17 protein-coding genes are annotated in these 17,235 nt (G+C 70.0%); 7 read left to right on the forward strand and 10 right to left on the reverse strand.

Going from position 1 to position 17,235, the window contains the following annotated elements; all coding sequences use genetic code 11:
- Positions 1–38: 38 nt before the first annotated feature.
- Together ABZ420_RS30350 and ABZ420_RS30355 are read right to left on the reverse strand one after the other, a co-directional pair.
- Positions 39–1,058, reverse strand: a complete 1,020-nt coding sequence (locus ABZ420_RS30350) for an alpha/beta hydrolase (RefSeq protein WP_357129837.1) — start codon at positions 1,056–1,058, stop codon at positions 39–41.
- Between the two features lie 114 nt (positions 1,059–1,172).
- Entirely contained in the window at positions 1,173–1,538 is a 366-nt protein-coding gene (locus ABZ420_RS30355) for a hypothetical protein (RefSeq protein ID WP_357129840.1), read from the reverse strand.
- 182 nt (positions 1,539–1,720) lie between these two features.
- Here ABZ420_RS30355 and ABZ420_RS30360 point away from each other — a divergent pair, with 182 nt between their 5' ends.
- The 3 genes from ABZ420_RS30360 (at position 1,721) to ABZ420_RS30370 (ending at position 4,173) form a co-directional block, all read left to right on the forward strand.
- Complete coding sequence (locus ABZ420_RS30360) at positions 1,721–2,800, forward strand: hypothetical protein (RefSeq protein ID WP_357129843.1); 1,080 nt, start codon at positions 1,721–1,723, stop codon at positions 2,798–2,800.
- A 122-nt stretch (positions 2,801–2,922) separates the two neighbouring features.
- Positions 2,923–3,723, forward strand: a complete 801-nt coding sequence (locus ABZ420_RS30365) for an SAM-dependent methyltransferase (RefSeq protein ID WP_357129846.1) — start codon at positions 2,923–2,925, stop codon at positions 3,721–3,723.
- A gap of 9 nt (positions 3,724–3,732) precedes the next feature.
- Positions 3,733–4,173, forward strand: a complete 441-nt coding sequence (locus ABZ420_RS30370; protein WP_357129849.1) for a nuclear transport factor 2 family protein — start codon at positions 3,733–3,735, stop codon at positions 4,171–4,173.
- 127 nt (positions 4,174–4,300) lie between these two features.
- Here the strand turns inward: ABZ420_RS30370 and ABZ420_RS30375 are convergent, their stop codons facing one another.
- Positions 4,301–5,857, reverse strand: a complete 1,557-nt coding sequence (locus tag ABZ420_RS30375; protein ID WP_357129853.1) for an MFS transporter — start codon at positions 5,855–5,857, stop codon at positions 4,301–4,303.
- Positions 5,858–5,960: 103 nt separating this feature from the next.
- Here ABZ420_RS30375 and ABZ420_RS30380 point away from each other — a divergent pair, with 103 nt between their 5' ends.
- The 3 genes from ABZ420_RS30380 (at position 5,961) to ABZ420_RS30390 (ending at position 11,054) form a co-directional block, all read left to right on the forward strand.
- The gene (locus tag ABZ420_RS30380; RefSeq protein WP_357129856.1) at positions 5,961–6,647 is read left to right on the forward strand and encodes a TetR/AcrR family transcriptional regulator; all 687 of its coding nucleotides are present in this window, start codon (positions 5,961–5,963) and stop codon (positions 6,645–6,647) included.
- Positions 6,648–6,781: 134 nt separating this feature from the next.
- A complete protein-coding gene (gene cobN, locus ABZ420_RS30385; protein WP_357129859.1) occupies positions 6,782–10,357 on the forward strand; it encodes a cobaltochelatase subunit CobN in 3,576 nt (1,191 codons plus the stop codon).
- A 172-nt stretch (positions 10,358–10,529) separates the two neighbouring features.
- A complete protein-coding gene (locus tag ABZ420_RS30390; RefSeq protein ID WP_357129862.1) occupies positions 10,530–11,054 on the forward strand; it encodes a hypothetical protein in 525 nt (174 codons plus the stop codon).
- 93 nt (positions 11,055–11,147) lie between these two features.
- Here the strand turns inward: ABZ420_RS30390 and ABZ420_RS30395 are convergent, their stop codons facing one another.
- From ABZ420_RS30395 to ABZ420_RS30425, 7 genes are all read right to left on the reverse strand, one after another.
- The gene (locus ABZ420_RS30395) at positions 11,148–12,107 is read right to left on the reverse strand and encodes a YafY family protein (protein WP_357129864.1); all 960 of its coding nucleotides are present in this window, start codon (positions 12,105–12,107) and stop codon (positions 11,148–11,150) included.
- 49 nt (positions 12,108–12,156) lie between these two features.
- Positions 12,157–13,509 carry a cytochrome P450 gene (locus ABZ420_RS30400; RefSeq protein ID WP_357129866.1) on the reverse strand — a complete coding sequence of 451 codons (1,353 nt, stop codon included), beginning with the start codon at positions 13,507–13,509 and terminating at the stop codon, positions 12,157–12,159.
- 128 nt (positions 13,510–13,637) lie between these two features.
- Positions 13,638–14,006 (reverse strand): STAS domain-containing protein, encoded by a 369-nt coding sequence (locus tag ABZ420_RS30405; protein WP_357129869.1) that lies wholly within the window; start codon positions 14,004–14,006, stop codon positions 13,638–13,640.
- Positions 14,007–14,343: 337 nt separating this feature from the next.
- Positions 14,344–14,601 (reverse strand): DUF4235 domain-containing protein, encoded by a 258-nt coding sequence (locus ABZ420_RS30410; protein WP_062972865.1) that lies wholly within the window; start codon positions 14,599–14,601, stop codon positions 14,344–14,346.
- Complete coding sequence (locus ABZ420_RS30415; protein WP_357129873.1) at positions 14,598–14,990, reverse strand: DUF3618 domain-containing protein; 393 nt, start codon at positions 14,988–14,990, stop codon at positions 14,598–14,600. The genes ABZ420_RS30410 and ABZ420_RS30415 overlap by 4 nt, the downstream gene beginning before the upstream one ends.
- A complete protein-coding gene (locus ABZ420_RS30420) occupies positions 14,987–15,403 on the reverse strand; it encodes a phage holin family protein (protein ID WP_357129877.1) in 417 nt (138 codons plus the stop codon). The genes ABZ420_RS30415 and ABZ420_RS30420 overlap by 4 nt, the downstream gene beginning before the upstream one ends.
- Positions 15,404–15,584: 181 nt before the next feature.
- A complete protein-coding gene (locus tag ABZ420_RS30425) occupies positions 15,585–16,133 on the reverse strand; it encodes a TerD family protein (RefSeq protein WP_357129879.1) in 549 nt (182 codons plus the stop codon).
- Between the two features lie 369 nt (positions 16,134–16,502).
- On the opposite strand from ABZ420_RS30425, the gene ABZ420_RS30430 reads away from it, so the two are divergent.
- Complete coding sequence (locus ABZ420_RS30430) at positions 16,503–17,228, forward strand: anti-sigma factor (protein ID WP_357129882.1); 726 nt, start codon at positions 16,503–16,505, stop codon at positions 17,226–17,228.
- The last annotated feature ends 7 nt before the right edge of the window (positions 17,229–17,235 follow it).

Below are 17,235 nucleotides of genomic sequence, written 5' to 3' on the forward strand. Positions count from 1 at the left end.
GCCTACGGACGTACGAGCCCGCCACAGCGAACGGCCGGTCACCCGCCGATCGAACGCACCCAGTCGATGACGGCGGCTCGATACTCCGCGGTGTTGCGCGCGAGATTCACCGAGTGCCCGCTGTCGGGCAATACGTACGCGCGCAGTCGTGCCGCCGGGCCGAAGAACGGCGCTTCGGTGGCGCGCAAGGTCTCGGCATCCGCGCAGACGGCGTAGCCGGGGCCGCAGGAGAGCCGGTCCAGACTGCCGTTGACGACCAGCACCGGGACGTCGATGAAGTTGGTCATCGGCGGGAGGGTGGAGGTCAAACCGTCGGGATACTCCGTGGGCGAGAAGACTTCCTTGGTCGCTTCGTCGACGGCGAGTACTTCGGGATCGGCAGTCTCGGGGGCGAAGAAGTCGCCCGCGCGGGTACCGGGCCGGGTGGTCAGGTAGCCGGGGTCGAAGCCGAGCCCGGCGAAGCGCGGATCCTCGGCGGCTTGGTGGTAGGTCGAGATCACGCCGAGGACTTCGGGCACGTTGAGTGCGTGGGAGAAGCCGGTGAGCAGGACGCCGTCGACGTCCTGGTACGTGGTCGCCTCCAGGACGTCGATGCCCGAGCTGAGCGAATGGCCTCCGGTGATGACCTTGCCGAAGGGCGGTGCGCCCGCGAGTCCCCGGCGCAGGGCCTGCACGATGTCGTGCAGGGCGCGAGCGGAAACCGTCGCCGTGACCTGCGTGCTCGGCGGCCTGGTGCTCGCTCCGTTGCCGAGCCGGTCGACCACCAGCGTCGCGATGCCCGCGGCGTTCATCGCGCGCCGGAAGTTGTAGGTCTCCGGCGCGTAGGGGAAATCCCAGTATGTGTGGTTGTAGTTGGAGCCGGCGATCAGCACCATGACGGTATCGGTGGCGCCCGCGGCGGGAGTGCACAAGGAACCGGCCATCTCCCCGAGCGGCACGGGAAGGGAAACCGCTTCGCAGCGGCCCGGCCCGGTGTCGTCTGCGTGGGCGGTACCGGGTGTCAGGCAGAGCAGTATCGTGGCCGCGGACGCGACGATCGACCGTAGCGAGGTTCGCACGCGACGCAGGCTATGCCCGAATGTCATGGCGCGCAACACCTGTCGCCGACGACCCGGCCTTCACCCGGGGTGTGACAACAGCCGTCGCGGCAATGGATTTCGGGACTCGGGCAGTCAATCGTGCACCGGCGGGACGAGTGTGGCGAAGTCGAATTCGGCGGCTCCGTCGGCGACCGCTCCGGCGACGACCTCGAACGAACGGGCGTCGATGGCGGTGCACCCCAGCGCGGCGAGACTGGCGAATCGGTACTCACTGTCGGCTTCGCGCATCGCGTTGTCGAGGTCTTCGCGAGTGTCGTAGATCGTGATCGAGAAGACGGTGTTGTCCTGCCGATCGACGAAGAAGAAGATCTGCCGGGCGCCGTGATCGGCCATGGCATGCGGCACGATCTCGTGTTGCAGGAACGGCACCGTGGTCTCCATCGTCTCCGGGTCGATGGGGCAGGCGGCCTTCATCATGCGGGCGTAGAGCTTCTTCATGGCCGAATGCCTTCCGAGCCGGAGCCGGTCATGCCTGGTGACTATCGGCGAATGACGATACCGCACACAATGTTCGGTGGCTATCGCATAGTTGATGCCGCACGCGTGCACCCGGCCGCGCCCGATATCGCGTCGGGAGCGCGGATGTCCGGGACGACGCGATGAGCGAGGAGCGCGGGAACATGGGTACGACGAGACAACGGGCGGGTACGCGAACGGTGCACTTCGTCGGAAGCTTTCCGGCCGAGAGCACGGACGTCGCGATGAAGGCCATGCTGGACAGCGCGGGGGCGCGGCTGCGTACCTTGCCGACCGGGGAGACGCGGCGCTACGAGTTCTACATCCAGCCGATCATCGAAGACCTGGTCACCCAGGGTGTCCTGGCGGTGAAGAAGCCGGGGACGTGGCGGTCGAGCCGGGACCGAACGATCCATCGCGTCGCTCGCGGCGCCGAATTGCGCGGGGAAATCATGGATCTCGGATATCTCCGGGAGGCGGAGGAGGCACTGCGGATCTTCCGCGAACTGCGTGGCGTGCGCGAGTTGCCCGGCCTCGCGCTCCAGATCGGCATGCCGACCGACCTCACCCTGACGTTCATCGCCATGGGAGCCGCCGGTCTGCGGCGCCATCGCCGAGCCTTCTTCGACGCCACCGTGCGCGAGATCGCGGCTATCCGCGCGCTGGCCGGCGACGACGTCGTCGTGCAGTTGGAGGCCACCGCGGAACTGGTGCTCACGGCCAGGGCGCAGCCGTCGCACCGGCTGGTCGATCGGGCGCTGGGACTGGGTGAGGGGATCGCCGCGCTGGCCGCGGCGGCTCCCGAGGGGACCCGTTTCGGGGTGCACCTGTGCCTCGGCAGCCTGCGCAACAAAGCCCGGGGAAAGTTGCGTGATACCCGGCCGCTGGTCGATTTGGCCAATTCCGTCGTCCGGCATTGGCCGCAGGGGCGCATCCTGCAATTCGTGCACGGCCCGGTCGCCGCCGGCGACATACCGCCCCCCGCCGATCCGGAATTCTATGCGCCGCTGGCAGATCTGGCTTTGGCCACGGGCACCGATTTCTATGCCGGGTTGGTGCACGATGTTCCTACCGAGACACAGCAGTTGGAGACGTTGCGGACTCTGGAGAATGCGCTGGGCCGCCCGGTCGACGGAGTCGCCTGCGCGTGCGGACTGGGCCGTCGCCCCCGCCCGGTGGCGGACGTACTCATGGCGAGGGCCGAGGTGCTCGCGGCGGCGACCGAGTCCGGGACGCAACGGTAATTCACTCTCCCGCAGTGCTTTCGGCCGGTAGAGGTTCGCTGCGCCGGAACGCACGGCGGCGACGGGAAAGGGCAATTCCTTACGAACCCGACCGGAGTGATCGAAGAGGTACGGTGTGCGGCATGGAGCGAGCACCGCGGGGCGTCGATCCGAATCTGCCGAATTCCGCCCGGGTATACGACTATCTGCTGGGCGGCAAAGACAACTACGAGATCGACCGGGTGGTGGCGCACCGGATGCTGTCCATCGCACCGGACACCCGCACGTTGGCCTGGTTCAGTCGAAAGTTCCTGGTGCGGGCGGTCGAGCTGGCCGCGGAGGCGGGGATCCGGCAGTTCATCGATCTCGGCGCGGGTATCCCGACCTCACCGAACGTGCACGAGGTGGCCCGCAAGGTCGATCCGTCGGCGCGGGTGGCGTACGTCGATTTCGACCCGGTCGTGTACGCGCACTGCGGCGCTCTGCTCGCCGGGGCCGAGGGGGTCACGGCCGTGCTGGGCGACGTGCGCAGGCCGGACGACATTCTCGATCGGCTGCGCAACGAAGGGGTGATCGACTTCGGTGAACCGGTGGCGATCACGCTCGTCGGGGTCCTGCACTTCGTGATGGACGACGAAAACCCGGCCGCGATCGTCGCCCGCCTCGGCGCGGCCATGGCGCCGGGAAGCCACCTGGCGTTCACACACGGCTCCGCCGACAGCGATCCGGACTTCATCACGCAGTCGTCGTCGGATACCGCCAACTCCTCGGCCCAGGTGGTCTACCGGTCGCCGGCCGTGGTTGAGTCGTTCTTCCATGGCTTCGAAATGATCGATCCCGGTGTCGTTCCGCTGCAACAATGGCTCGACGACGATCTTCCGGACACCGGACTGGTGCTGCTGGGCGGGATGGTCCGCAAGACCTCGCACGCACGCGCCGACTAAGGTCGCCGTATGTCCGAAATCTCCACGCTCGCCGACCGGCTCGACATCATCGATGTGATCACCAAAATGTTCGTGTACACCGATCAGAAGCGCTGGGAAGATTTGTCTGCCGAGGTCTTCACGCCGAGAGTGGATTTCGACGGGGGGTTCGGCGGGCCGGTCGGGGAGCGGGCCGCCGCCGACATCATCGCGGATTGGCGCACCGGCCTCGCCGACCTCGACGGGGTGCACCACCAATCGGGCAACCATCTCATCGATCTGGACGGTGACACGGCGCGCGTGCACGCGGACGCCATCGCGGTGCATGTCAAGAACGCCGCGGTCGAGGGCAAGACCCGCACCTTCGTCGGCAGCTACTCCCTCGGCGTCGAACGCACGGCGGATGGGTGGCGGGTCAACCGATTCCACTACCACCTCAAGGTGATCGACGGGAACGCCGACCTGGTGTAGGTCCGGTGCGCGCGGGCGGGGACCGTTCGGCGACCCGGATCGGGTTCGCGCAATCGTCTCGCGTGCCGCTGTCACATCGGCGACGGGGTCGTGGTGTGCGGTCGTGCCGCGGCGGCATCGCGAGCTGTCATCGCGGCGTGGTCGGTTGCGTTTCCGGCCGCGCGGCCGCGGTTTTCGCTTTCGCGCGCGACCGTCCCGGCGCCCACACACCGATCGGTATCGCGGCGACGAGGGTGAGAATGCCCAGCGCCAGCGCGGATTGCTGGGCGCCGTAGACGAAGGCGGACTCGGCGAACTCGGCCAGGGGCGCGGCTTGCGGGCCCACCCGCTCGGTGACCTCGAGCGCCGCGGCCAGTGAGTCGCCGACCGGTTCGCGAATCTGTTCGGGCACCTGCGGCAAGGCGGGCGCGATGCGGGTGCTGTACCCGGCGGCCAGGATACTGCCCGCGATGGCGATGCCGACTGCCGCGCCCACTTCGCGTGCCGCGTCGTTCACCGCGGCGGCGACGCTGTGTTTCTCCACCGGGGTGCCCGCGATGATCGCGGCCGTCGCGGGTGCGGTGCACAGTCCGGTACCGCTGCTCATGATCAGGAACGGCCAGAGCAGATCGAGGTAGGTGCTGTCGACGTCGAGGCCGGAGAGCGCGATGAGCGCGATCCCGATGATCACCAGCCCGCCGGCCATCGGTAGCCGCAGTCCGGCACGTTCGGTCAGCCGGTGCGCCACCGCCGAGATCGCCACCATCGGCACGACCATCGGCGCCATCGCCAGCGCCGACATCAGGGGCCCGTACCCGAGGATCAGCTGCAGGAACTGGACCATCAGCAGGAAGGTCCCGAAGCACACGAGGAACTGGAGGGTCACCGCCGCGGTCCCCGAACCGAAGCCTCGATGGGTGAACAGGCGCACATCCAGCAGCGGGTGTGCCACCCGTGTCTCCACCATCACGAACGCCACCGCCGCCAGCGCCGCGCCGACGGCCGTGCCGATCACCAGCGGATCCAGCCAGCCGCGCTCGGGCGCCGCGATCGCGGTCACCACCAGCGATCCGACGGCCGCGGCCGAGGTGAGCGCGCCCCACAGATCCACCGCGCGACGTGCCCGGTCGACCGATTCCGGCAGCGTGAATCCCGCGATCATCAGGAGCAGGCCCGCGATGGACATGGCGAGCAGGATCGAGACCCACGACCACCGCTCCAGCAGCAGGCCCGACCCGAGGATGCCCAGCACCGCTCCCGCGCCGGCCACACCCGCCCACAGCCCGACGGCATTGCTGCGCCGTGACTCGGGGAATCCGGCGGTGATCAGCGACAGCGTCGAGGGCATGACCAGAGCGGCCCCCACACCGGCCACCGTCCGGCCCGCGATCAACCAGCCGGGCGTGTCGAGCAGGACGGGCGTCGCCGAGGCCGCCGCGAACACGAACAGCCCGATGATCAGGACGGCGCGCCGCCCGTATCGGTCGCCGAGCGCGCCCGCCGGGAGAACCAGGCAGGCCAGCGCCAGGGTGTACCCATCGATGACCCAGGTGAGCTGCTGCTGGCTGGCTCCGGTGGCGGCGGCGATCTCCGGCAATGCGGTGTACAAAGCCGCCATCGAGGCGACGACGAGGGCCACGGTGGCACAGGAGATCGTCAACATCCAGCGCTGAGCGGCTGACAGACTTCTCGTGGTGGACTCCATGGCGCCTCCCGGCAGAACAAAACTGTCAGTATCGCTACGCTACTATCAGTAGCATAAGTGCGCGGGGTGGCGATAGGCGTCGCGAAGGAGGAATGTTCGACCCATGACCGGTGCCGCAGAACCGCCCCCGCACCACCCTGATCCCGGTGACGAGGTCGATCCGCGCAAGCTGCGCTCCCGAGCCAGGCTGCTGGACGCCGCGACGGCGCTGTTGAAATCCGGTGGGCTGGAAGCGGTCACCGTCGAAGCGGTGACGACCATGTCCAAGGTCGCGCGCACCACGCTGTACCGGCATTTCGACAACGCCGTGCAGTTGCGCGCCGCCACGCTCGAGCGGCTGCTCCCTCCGGTCGTCGAGGCGCCGCCGGATGGTCCGCTGCGGCAACGGCTCACCGAATTGGTCAGCAGGCAGGCCGCGGTCGTCAACGAGGCCCCGTTGCAGATGTCCACGCTGGCGTGGCTGGCCACCGGCGAGCGCGGCGCGTCCGGTGCGGGTCCGGCGTTCACCTCGCTGCGCCAGCGGCTCATCGAGCAGTACCGCAAGCCGTTCGATCAGCTGTTCGGCGATCCGGAGGTGCGCGCCCAGCTCGGCGAATTCGACGTGATGCCGGCGCTGACCCAGCTCGTCGGCCCGATCGTCTTCGCCAGGCTGGTCGGACTCGCGCCGACCACCCCGGCCGAATGCGCGCGGCTCGTCGACGACTTCCTGGCCGCCCGGTCGAGTGACCGCGAACGCCGGACGGCGCAGGGGGGCGGACGCGTGGACGAGCCCGGCCCGAACGGCAGGTAGCATCGGCGTGCTCGGCGGACGACGAGGAAACCGGTGGAAGTCCGGTGCGGTCGCGCCACTGTAGAAAGCCAGACCCTCCCCGGCGAGCAGCGAACCCCCCCGATGGGCGCGTCACCCGAGGAAGGCTGCCACCCGTGATTGTGTTGTTGTCCACGTCCGACACCGATCTGCTCAGTGCCCGCGCCAGCGGCGCCGACTACCGCTGGGGGAATCCGGCTCGCCTGCTGGTCGATGACCTGCCCGGCCTGCTCGACGGCGCCGATCTGGTGATCGTGCGCATCCTCGGTGGCAAGCGGGCCTGGGAGGACGGGCTGGAGGCGCTGCGCGCGAGCGGGATCCCGCTCGTCGCGCTCGGCGGCGAAATCGCCCCGGACGCCGAACTGATGGAGTGCTCCACCGTGCCGGGTGGTGTCGCGGCAGACGCGCACAACTACCTCGCCGCCGGCGGCCCGGAGAACCTGCGCCAGCTGCACAATTTCCTGTCCGACACCGTGCTGCTGACCGGCCACGGCTTCGAACCCCCGATCCAGTTGCCCAGTTGGGGCGAACTGGACCGGGGCGCCACCGGGCAGGCCGACGGGCCGACGGTGGCGGTGATCTACTACCGCGCCCAGCATCTGGCGGGCAACACCGCCTACGTCGACGCGCTGTGCACCGCGATCGAACAGGCGGGCGCGCGGGCGCTGCCGCTGTACTGCGCGTCGCTGCGCACCCCCGAACCCGAGTTGATCGCGACCCTGCGCCGCGCCGACGCGCTGGTGGTGACGGTGCTGGCCGCAGGCGGCACCAAGCCCGCCATCGCGTCGGCGGGCGGCGAGGACGAGGCTTGGGATGTCGGTGCGCTCGCCGACCTGGACGTGCCCATCCTGCAAGGGCTGTGCCTGACCACCGGCCGCGCGCAGTGGGAGGCCAACGACGACGGGCTGTCACCGCTGGACGTCGCCACCCAGGTCGCGGTGCCGGAATTCGATGGACGGATCATCACGGTCCCGTTCTCGTTCAAGGAATTCGACGCCGACGGCCTGTCCACCTACGTCCCCGATCCCGAGCGCGCCGCCCGGGTCGCGGGTATCGCGACGCGCTACGCGCGGCTGCGCCACATCCCCGCCGCGCGCAAGCGCATCGCGGTCATGTTGTCGGCCTACCCGACCAAGCATGCCCGCATCGGCAATGCCGTCGGCCTGGACACCCCGGCCAGCGCGATCCGCCTGCTCACCGAAATGCGTACCGCCGGTTACGATCTCGGCGCACCGGGCGAGGTCCCCGGCCTGGACGAGCGGGACGGCGACGCCCTCATCCACGCCCTGATCGCGGCGGGCGGCCAGGACCCCGACTGGCTGACCGCCGAACAGCTCGAGGGCAACCCGATCCGCATCGGCGCGGCCGCCTACGCGACCTGGTTCGACACCCTGCCCGGCGACCTGCGCGAGGCCGTCGTGGAAGCGTGGGGCCCGCCGCCGGGCGAACTCTACGTCGACCGCTCGTCCGACCCGGGCGGGGAGATCGTCGTCGCCGCGCTGCGTTTCGGCAATGTCGCGCTCATGGTGCAGCCGCCGCGTGGTTTCGGCGAGAACCCCGTCGCGATCTACCACGACCCCGATCTGCCACCCAGTCACCACTACCTGGCGGCCTACCGGTGGCTCGGATCGCCCGAGGGTTTCGGCGCGGACGCGATGGTGCACCTGGGCAAGCACGGGAACCTGGAGTGGCTGCCGGGCAAAACGCTCGGCATGTCGGCCTCGTGCGGAACCGATGCCGCCCTCGGCGACTTGCCGCTGATCTACCCGTTCCTGGTGAACGACCCCGGTGAGGGCACTCAGGCCAAGCGGCGCGCGCACGCCACCCTGGTGGATCACCTGATCCCGCCGATGGCCCGGGCCGAAAGCTATGGCGATATATCACGTCTGGAGCAGTTGCTCGACGAGCACGCCAACATCTCCGCGCTGGACCCGGCCAAGCTGCCCGCCATCCGCCAGCAGATCTGGACGCTGATGCGCGCCGCGAAGATGGACCACGACCTCGGCCTCACCGAGCGCCCGGACGAGGACTCCTTCGACGACATGCTGCTGCACGTCGACGGCTGGCTGTGCGAGATCAAGGACGTGCAGATCCGCGACGGCCTGCACATTCTGGGACAAGCCCCGGCGGGGGAGAGCGAACTCGATCTGGTGCTGGCCATGCTGCGCGCACGCCAGCTGTGGGGCGGGGAGCGTACCGTGCCCGGTCTGCGCGAAGCCCTCGGCCTGGACGAGTCGGGCGGGGAGGCGCGCGAACGCGTGGACGCGGTGGAGGACCGCGCCCGCGCGCTGGTCGCGGCGTTGCAGGCGGCGGACTGGTCGCCCGAGGCGGTGGACGGCATCACCGACGACCCCGAGGTGCGCCGGGTGCTGCGGTTCGCGGCCACCGAGGTGGTGCCGCGCCTGCGGCAGACCGGCGTGGAGATCGAGCGGGTGCTGCACGCGCTCGACGGCGGGTTCATCCCGGCGGGCCCGAGCGGTTCGCCGCTGCGCGGCCTGATCAACGTCCTGCCGACCGGACGCAATTTCTACTCGGTCGATCCCAAGGCCGTGCCGTCCCGGTTGGCCTGGGAGACCGGGCAGGCCATGGCGGAATCGCTCCTGGAGCGCTACCGCGCCGATCACGGCGAGTACCCGCGGTCGGTGGGCCTGTCGATCTGGGGCACCTCCGCCATGCGCACCTCCGGCGACGACATCGCCGAAGTCCTCGCGCTGCTGGGCGTCCGGCCGGTGTGGGACGAGGCGAGCCGCCGCGTCAGCACGCTCGAGGTGATCTCGCTCGCCGAACTCGGCCGTCCCCGCATCGATGTGACGGTGCGCATCAGCGGCTTCTTCCGCGACGCGTTCCCGCACGTGCTCGCCCTGCTCGACGATGCGGTCCGCCTGGTCGCCGACCTGGACGAGCCGGGCGAGGCGAACTACGTGCGGGCGCATGCCCAGGCCGATCTCGCCGAGCACGGCGACCGGCGGCGCGCCACCACCCGCATCTTCGGCTCCAAGCCCGGCACCTACGGGGCCGGCCTGTTGCAGCTGATCGATTCGAAGAGCTGGCGCACCGACGACGATCTCGCGCAGGTGTACACCACCTGGGGCGGCTACGCTTACGGCCGCGACCTCGACGGCGCGCCCGCCGCCGAGGACATGCGCGGCGCGTACCGGCGGATCGCCGTGGCGGCCAAGAACACCGACACCCGCGAGCACGACATCGCCGACTCCGACGACTATTTCCAGTTCCACGGCGGCATGGTCGCGACGGTGCGCGCGCTGACGGGCGAGAACCCGGAGGCCTACATCGGCGACAGCACCCGCCCGGACGCGGTGCGCACCCGGACGCTGTCCGAGGAAACCGCGCGGGTGTTCCGGGCCCGGGTGGTGAACCCCCGGTGGCTCGAGGCTATGCGCAGGCACGGCTACAAGGGCGCGTTCGAAATGGCGGCGACCGTCGACTACCTGTTCGGCTATGACGCCACCACCAACGTGGTAGCCGATTGGATGTACGAGAAGCTCTCGGAGAGCTACGTTTTCGACGAGGTGAACCGGAAGTTCATGGAGCAGTCCAATCCTTGGGCGCTGCACGGCATTGCCGAGCGGCTGCTGGAGGCGGCCGAGCGCAAACTGTGGGAACACCCCGAATCGGACACGCTCGATCGACTGCGGCAGGTCTACTTGGAGACCGAGGGGGAGCTGGAGTAGCGGGAGCAGCCTTCCCGTCATCTCCTGGATGACCGCCGAACCGCTTGGCGGGCAAGACATTTCGGACATTCTCAAGTTTCGGAAATGGTGATGCCCAACGCCTATAATCGCTAGTGTTTCACGGCTGTACCCAGGTAACGACAGATCGAATCTGCTGAGGATGGGAAGGCTCATGAAGTTCAGAGAATTGGTTGCGACCACGCTGCTGACCATTGCCGCCACCGGCGTGACCGCGGCGACGGCGTACGGTCATGCCGAGATCTACGACCCCGTGGTGAGCGGGAACGAGAGCGGTGTCTCCTACACAACGTCCGTCGCGCCGGACCGGACGAGCGCTGTGGTCACGCTCGACTCCGGTACATTCGCCCGCACACCGGGGGGGATCGCGGTGCTGGGGCCCGACGGGTCGGTCGTGACCACGGTGCCCACCACCATGGTGTCCATGTTCGGCCAGCAGGTCGAAGTGGCGCCCGACATCGATGCGGCCGGGACGACATTGACCTTGAGCCCCATCGGAGCCGCCATCCCGGAACCGGGCGCGCCGCAGTTCATCGGTGACGCGGGGTCCACATTGGGCGGGGTGGCGATCGGCTGTGCGATCGGGGCGCTGGTCGGTCTCGTGTTCTTCATCGTGGGGGTCTTCCCCGGTTGCGTGGTCGGCGGCCTCATCGGTGCCGCCGCGGGCGCCAGCCGCTAGTACGGGACCGATTCGCGGGGCACTGTCGGCCGCGCTCGGTGCCCTGGCATCGAGCGCGGCCGTTTCGTCTGGGCGAAAGCTCGCGATCCCACGTCATTTCCGCCCGGCCGCCCGCCGGAAACGGTCGGCCGTGGCGACCAGGTGTTCGGTGAGCGCGGGGGAGTCGAGCACCTCGAACTCGACATCGGCGAGGCCGAGATACCACGTCAGCATTCGAGGGGAATCCGAGCCCACCAGCGCCACACAGTGGTCCGGCCCGTCCGGTATCACCTCCACCGCCGCGGGCAGCCGCGCCCGGATCACTTCCGCCGGGGCGGCCATACGGACCCGGGCACGGTAGCGCCAAGTGGCGGCGCCCACGCCGCGCTGCACTCGCTCGGCGATCTCCTCCTCGGAGACGGCGCGGGGCGTGAATCGTGGCCCGTACGGAACCTTCGGCGCGATCCGGTCGACGCGGAAGGTACGCCAGTCGCCGCGCCCCACATCCCACGCGACCAGATACCAGCGACCCCACCAGTGCACCATCCGGTGCGGCTCGACATCCCGGCTGGAGGGTGCGCCGCCATGGCTTTCGTAGTCGAAGCGCAATCGCTCGCTCGCCCGGATCGCGTCCGCGACCGCGGTGAGCACCGCCGCGTCCACGGTGGATTGCCCGTCGCCGGACACGTGCACGGTGGCCGCGGTCAGCGTGTCGACGCGGTGCCGCAATCGAGACGGCAACACTTGCCGCAGTTTCGTCAGCGCCCGCACCGATGTCTCCTCGATGCCGGTGACCGCTCCGTTGGCGGCGGTGACCAGTCCGACCGCCACCGCCACGGCTTCCTCGTCGTCCAGCAGCAGCGGCGGCAACGCCGATCCGGCCCCGAGCCGGTAACCCCCGGCGACGCCCGGTGTGGCATGCACGGGGTACCCGAGCGTCCGCAGGCGCTCGATGTCGGTGCGCACGGTCCGGGTGGAGATGCCGAGCCGTTCGGCCAACGCGGGCCCGGTCCAGTCGCGCCGCAGTTGCAGCAGCGACAGCAGCCGCAACAGGCGTGCGGAGGTTTCCAGCATGGCTCGATCATGGCAGCTGTCGCGGAAGCGAGCCTTCCGCGATAGACGATCAGCCGGCTTGCGTCATGCACGGCTCGACGGTGAAGTCGAGTCCGAAATTGTTCAAGGTCACCGGCAGCGGAGCGTCCGGGTACGGCCGGGGCGTGGACCGCAGCCGGAAGTCGGCGGAGGTCAACAGGTGCGCGAGCAGCGCGCTGGTGACGAACAGCACCAGGTTGCGGCCCGGGCAGTCGGCGGGGCCCGCGCTGAACGGCACCAACTGGGGGTACTGCTCCGCACGGCCGTCGAGCCAGATCTCCGGGACGAACTGGTCGGCGAACGGCAGCAGCTCGGCGTCCCGGTGGAACGCCGCGACCGCGATCATCAGTGCCGCGCCCGCCGCGATGGTGAAGCGCTCGTCGCCGTCGCGCCATTGGGTGTCGGCGGTGATGTCGCGCAGCAACATGGGCGTGGTCGGCCACAGCCGTACCGACTCGAGCACGCAGGCGCGCAGATATCCGCGCAGGTCGACGCGGTCCGGGTCGACGGCGTCCGCCAGCGCGCGGGCGTGGTGCTCGGGATGGGTGCTCAGCACGGCCAGCGCCCGGCTCAGCGCGATGCCCGCCGCGTCGAAGGCGAACAACCAATGGGGTATCTGCCCGACCGGATCGGTCGCCCCGCCCGCGGGCACCGCGGCCAGCGCCCCGGCAAGGCTGTCCGGGGGAGCGGACTCGACGTGACGGTAGAGCCGATTGGTGAACTGATCGCGCTGCCTGCGATGCGCGGGCGCCAGGAACGACCAATTGCCCGCCGAGCGCAGCCGGGACAGCTCGTCGGTGAGCACCGTGTCGTCGCGACCACGCTCACCGAGCACGATCCGTCGCACCAGTCGCCACCACCGTGTGGTGAACTGCCGCGCGTCCAGGTGACCGCGGTGCAGGGCGGACGCGATCATCTCGCGCGCCTCCTCCGCGATGGCCTCGGCGAACGGCCCGGCCAGCCGGTGCAGCGGCTCGGCAGACTCCAGCGCCGCCTCGTTCACGGCCCGGCGCTGATCGCGGATCGGGCCTTCGGACAACAGGACACCGTGCGGCTGGAACTGGCGCAGTGCGGCGCGTTTTTCGCGATTGGCCGGGTGAAACGGCGTCGGTGCGTCGGCCAGGACCCGCCCGACGTCCTGCGGGTCGAGAACGACCACGATCCGGCGCCCCGGCACCACCAGCTCGACCGGACCAGCACCGAACTCCCGCCGCAGCTGCCGCACGCGCTCGATCGCCCGCGAATCGGCCCCGGTGCGTTCGAGCAGGCCCAGGACCGGCCGACGTCGCGCGATGACCCCCGAGGCGACCGAGGCGAATCCGAGATCCGCCAGTGCCGCCACCGCGGGCACTCCCACCAGTCGGTGTTCGCGGTTGTCTGCCATACGGCCTCCTCCCGGTGCGCTCAGATCGGCACGGTGCCGACGACCGGGCAGATACCCGGCGACGCGGGGTCGAAACCGTGGCGGGGTCCGAGCGGCACCGATGCGGTGCCGGAGGCTCAGCTGGGGGCTCAGCTGGGGGCTTGGGTCTCGTCGACTGCCAGCGCGGCCTCGACGGAGTCGAATACCGTGAGCAAACGGTCCAGCGCGGTGACCTCGATCGGCCTGCGCGCCGCGTCACTGGGGACCACACGCAAGCCACCGGAACCGGTGGCCTCCGAGGCCGCCAGCAGGACGCTCAGCCCAGCGGAGCCGAGGAACCCGACGTTCGACATGTCCACCACGACCGCGGCCGGTGTGTCGCGCAGCGCCTCGTCGAGCGCCGATTGCAAGCGTGGCGCGGACGCCATGTCGATCTCGCCGTGCACGGTGACGACCACCGTGCCCTCCGCCGACCGCACCTCGACCTCCAGCGCCCGGGGCGCGCTTTCGGAACTCACAATCCACCTCCCGTGCCGGCCACGCGTCCTCGGCAGTACGCCACGTCGACCTCCGCTCAGGTTCGCATCTCTTGCACAGTCGGACACGGCGCAGAGAGCGAGCATTCCGCGGCCAACTTACCCCATCGTGCTCCGGTGCAATCACCCTGTGCGCCGAGTCCCGCCTCAGACCAGGCGGTATCAGGGGCTGGAGGACACTGCCGCGCGGGTACGGAAATCGGCCCCCGTGCGCAACGAATGCCGCCGCCGTGAGTTCGGACACCTGGAATAGTGTCCGACCTCACGGCGGCGGCAGCGATTTCGAGCGGCGGCGGACTGCCGCTCCGGCACGGTGGCGCTATTCCGGCCAAGTGCCGGTGAGCGATTCGTAACCGCTCGCGCCCGCGCGATCGATCGCGGCCTTGACCAGGCCGAACACCGCGCCCTGCAAGGCCGCGGCGAACAGCACCTCGCGCCAGGAATGGTCTCGTGCGGTGGAGGACGGGGCCTGGTCCTCACCGGTGATCCGCGTCCACACCTTGGTGAACACCGCGTTCGCCGCCAGGCCGCCGAGCACGCTGATCACCAGGCCGAGCGGTTTGTAGAGCGTCTTCATCGCCGCCTCCGCACGATCTGCCACACCACCGCGGCGATCACCGCCGCGCCGAGGGCCGCCGGGATCGGGTGCGCGCGCAACGCGCCACCGGCCTGCCTGCCGCGCGCGGCGACCGGCTCGGGCGCCGCCGCCACCCGGTGGGCGAGATCCGCGGCGCCCGTGCGGGCCTGCTGGGCCTTGCCGGCGACGGCGAGCGCCGCCTCGGACGCCGCGTGCTGGGTCGCCTCGACAGCCTCGTGCGCCTTCTCCTTGCTCCGCGCGGGCACGTCGAGCTTGTGGCCCAGCTCTTCGACCGTCCTGCCCAATTCCGCTCTGGCCTCGTCGCGGTCGCGCCGCAAGGCCGCGACGTCGTCGGTGGGCTGCCCGGCCCGGGGTCGGCTGTCGCTCATCCCCGCCTCCTGTCCTTGATCACCTCGATGTCCTCGCGCACGCCCTCGACCGCTTCCTGCGGTATCGGCGGCGCCGCGTGCTCCACGCTCTTCTTCCCGGACAGCCCGAGGACCGCCGCGACCACCAGCAGCGCGCCCGCGACGATGAGCGCGGACGCCCAGCCCGGCAGGACCTCGGCGAGGCCGAGCACCGCCGCGGCGACCAACGCCGCGCCGCCGTAGAACGCCAGCAGCGCCGCGACCCCCGCCAAGCCGGCGCCGAGCCCGAACCGCTTGCCCTTCTCCCGCATCTCGACACGGGCGAGCTGCAGTTCGTCGCGGATGAGCCGGGACACCTGTGCGGTGGCGTCGTCCACCAGTTCGGTGACCGACCGAGCGTTCGCGGGCGGCCGAATCTGTGTCGTGTCGGTCATGAGACCTCCTTCGGCATGTCACACCTCCTCCACCGCGACTACCCGCGCGACCGGATTCCAATCGGACATCGGGCCGGTCGGACGCGGCTCGGGTAACCGGCGCGCGGGGAGGGCCGTCCCGCGATCGCCGGGCGCCGACGGTCTCCGAAGCGATTGCGGTGCAAACGAAATCGCTGGGAGGTCACTCGATGTAGGCGCCGATCTGCGGAACGGCCTCGACCGGATGCCGCGCCTGCAAGCCCGCGCCGATGCCCTCGAAGTGCCAGCCGCCACCGGCGCGACGCACTCGACCGAGCACCATGCCGGTGTGCGAGCCGCCGCCGGTCAGCTCGTGGCGGGCGAGCTGGGTACCCGCCGCGGTGTCGATCACCCGGCAGTAGGCGTTCGAGATCCGATCGAGCGTCCGGCCGGTGTAGCTGGTGATGAGGAACAGCACGGAGGTGACGTGTGGGGAGAGGCGGGACAGGTCCACGCTGATGACCTCGTCGTCGCCATCCCCTTCTCCGGTGAGACTGTCGCCGTGCAGGCGGACGGCCCCGTCCGTCGAGGTGAGCTGCTCGTGATATACGACGTCGACGAGCCGGTCCGCGGCGAAGAGCAGGGCCGCGACGTTGAGATCGATCTCCTTGCGCCTGCCGAGCAAGCGCGAACGGGTAGCGGGGTCCCAGCCCAGCGCCACGGTGACGTGCTCGAGCGGGACGTCGCGTTCATCACGGAGCACGGTGAGCATCGGTGTTCTCCTCTGCGTCGGAAAGCGGTCGGATTCCGCCGTGGAGCGTGAACGTGCCCCGGGTTGTAGCGCACTGCCTTCCGTGCGCCGGCAGCGCCGTGACCGAGACGATAGGGACGATTCCGGCGGACGAGCAGCGTACCTGTGTTCGTGCCGCATATGGCGAGAATCCAATCCGCGAGGCCGTTCGCCGCGAAGTCAAGGCATGCGGGTTGGCACAGGGCAGGTGCGCCGAAACCGCGGCGCGGGTCCCACCACACGCGGTCGTTCGCCTGCGGAGTCCAGGGACGGTTCGCGTGCGGAGGGAGCGGCGAGCGCTTTACGGGTGAATGGAGCGCACCCACGGCTACCGACCGGAGGCGACCGGCGATGACCGGTACCCAGACCTCGCGCGCGGATCTGCTCGACCTGGCCTGCCCTTACGCGATGGACGCGGTCGCCGAGATCGAGCGCAGGCGCATCGAAAACCGGCTTGCGAAGACCGATTCCGGCACGGCCGCGGCGTTCGCGGCGGCGGTGCACGGGATCCGGGAGACCCTGGCGGCACTGAGCGCGACCGCCGCGGTGAATCCTCCACCGACCCTGGAGTCGAAGATCCTCGGGGCGATCGACGACTCGTGTCCCGGCGCGCGGCGCCGTCGCGAAATCCTCGCCCGCCGCCGCCTCGCACGGTTGGTGGTGGCCGCCGCGGTGGCCGTCGCGGCGGGTGCGGGCGCCGTGGTGGTGGCCGAGCGGATCGCGGGGTCGCACGCCGCGGCGGTCACGGCCGACCAGGTGTCGAGGCAATCGGACGCGCGTTCCCGGGTGATCGAACTGTCCGTCGGCGGCACGCTGACGGTGAGCACCTCCGACCGGCTCGGAACGGTCGCGGTCACCTTCGACGCGGTACCCGCGCCACCGCCCGGCCGGGCATATCAGCTCTGGGTTGTGTCGTCCACGGGTACGCCGCGTTCGGCGGGCGTGGTGACCGGCGTGCCGCAGGCGGGCGTGGCGACCGGATTCGATCCCGCGGACATCGTCGCCGTCACCATCGAACCCGCGAAAGGGTCGCCGCGCCCGACCTCGCCGCAGATCGCCGCCGTCACTCTGGGCTGAGCGTCTT

Origin of the sequence: Nocardia sp. NPDC005745, assembly GCF_040630775.1 — a bacterium.
In the GTDB taxonomy this organism is placed as follows: Bacteria; Actinomycetota; Actinomycetes; order Mycobacteriales; family Mycobacteriaceae; genus Nocardia.

What these genes read in the sequence shown, in the direction of transcription:
- ABZ420_RS30370 (WP_357129849.1), top strand. Translation starts at nt 3,733, where the DNA reads ATGTCCGAAATCTCCACGCTCGCCGACCGGCTCGACATCATCGATGTG.
- ABZ420_RS30415 (WP_357129873.1), bottom strand. Translation starts at nt 14,990, where the DNA reads ATGAGCGACAGCCGACCCCGGGCCGGGCAGCCCACCGACGACGTCGCG.
- ABZ420_RS30430 (WP_357129882.1), top strand. Translation starts at nt 16,503, where the DNA reads ATGACCGGTACCCAGACCTCGCGCGCGGATCTGCTCGACCTGGCCTGC.
- ABZ420_RS30375 (WP_357129853.1), bottom strand. Translation starts at nt 5,857, where the DNA reads ATGGAGTCCACCACGAGAAGTCTGTCAGCCGCTCAGCGCTGGATGTTG.
- ABZ420_RS30410 (WP_062972865.1), bottom strand. Translation starts at nt 14,601, where the DNA reads ATGAAGACGCTCTACAAACCGCTCGGCCTGGTGATCAGCGTGCTCGGC.
- ABZ420_RS30425 (WP_357129879.1), bottom strand. Translation starts at nt 16,133, where the DNA reads ATGCTCACCGTGCTCCGTGATGAACGCGACGTCCCGCTCGAGCACGTC.
- ABZ420_RS30395 (WP_357129864.1), bottom strand. Translation starts at nt 12,107, where the DNA reads ATGCTGGAAACCTCCGCACGCCTGTTGCGGCTGCTGTCGCTGCTGCAA.
- ABZ420_RS30380 (WP_357129856.1), top strand. Translation starts at nt 5,961, where the DNA reads ATGACCGGTGCCGCAGAACCGCCCCCGCACCACCCTGATCCCGGTGAC.
- ABZ420_RS30390 (WP_357129862.1), top strand. Translation starts at nt 10,530, where the DNA reads ATGAAGTTCAGAGAATTGGTTGCGACCACGCTGCTGACCATTGCCGCC.
- ABZ420_RS30360 (WP_357129843.1), top strand. Translation starts at nt 1,721, where the DNA reads ATGGGTACGACGAGACAACGGGCGGGTACGCGAACGGTGCACTTCGTC.
- ABZ420_RS30355 (WP_357129840.1), bottom strand. Translation starts at nt 1,538, where the DNA reads ATGAAGAAGCTCTACGCCCGCATGATGAAGGCCGCCTGCCCCATCGAC.
- ABZ420_RS30400 (WP_357129866.1), bottom strand. Translation starts at nt 13,509, where the DNA reads ATGGCAGACAACCGCGAACACCGACTGGTGGGAGTGCCCGCGGTGGCG.
- ABZ420_RS30420 (WP_357129877.1), bottom strand. Translation starts at nt 15,403, where the DNA reads ATGACCGACACGACACAGATTCGGCCGCCCGCGAACGCTCGGTCGGTC.
- ABZ420_RS30365 (WP_357129846.1), top strand. Translation starts at nt 2,923, where the DNA reads ATGGAGCGAGCACCGCGGGGCGTCGATCCGAATCTGCCGAATTCCGCC.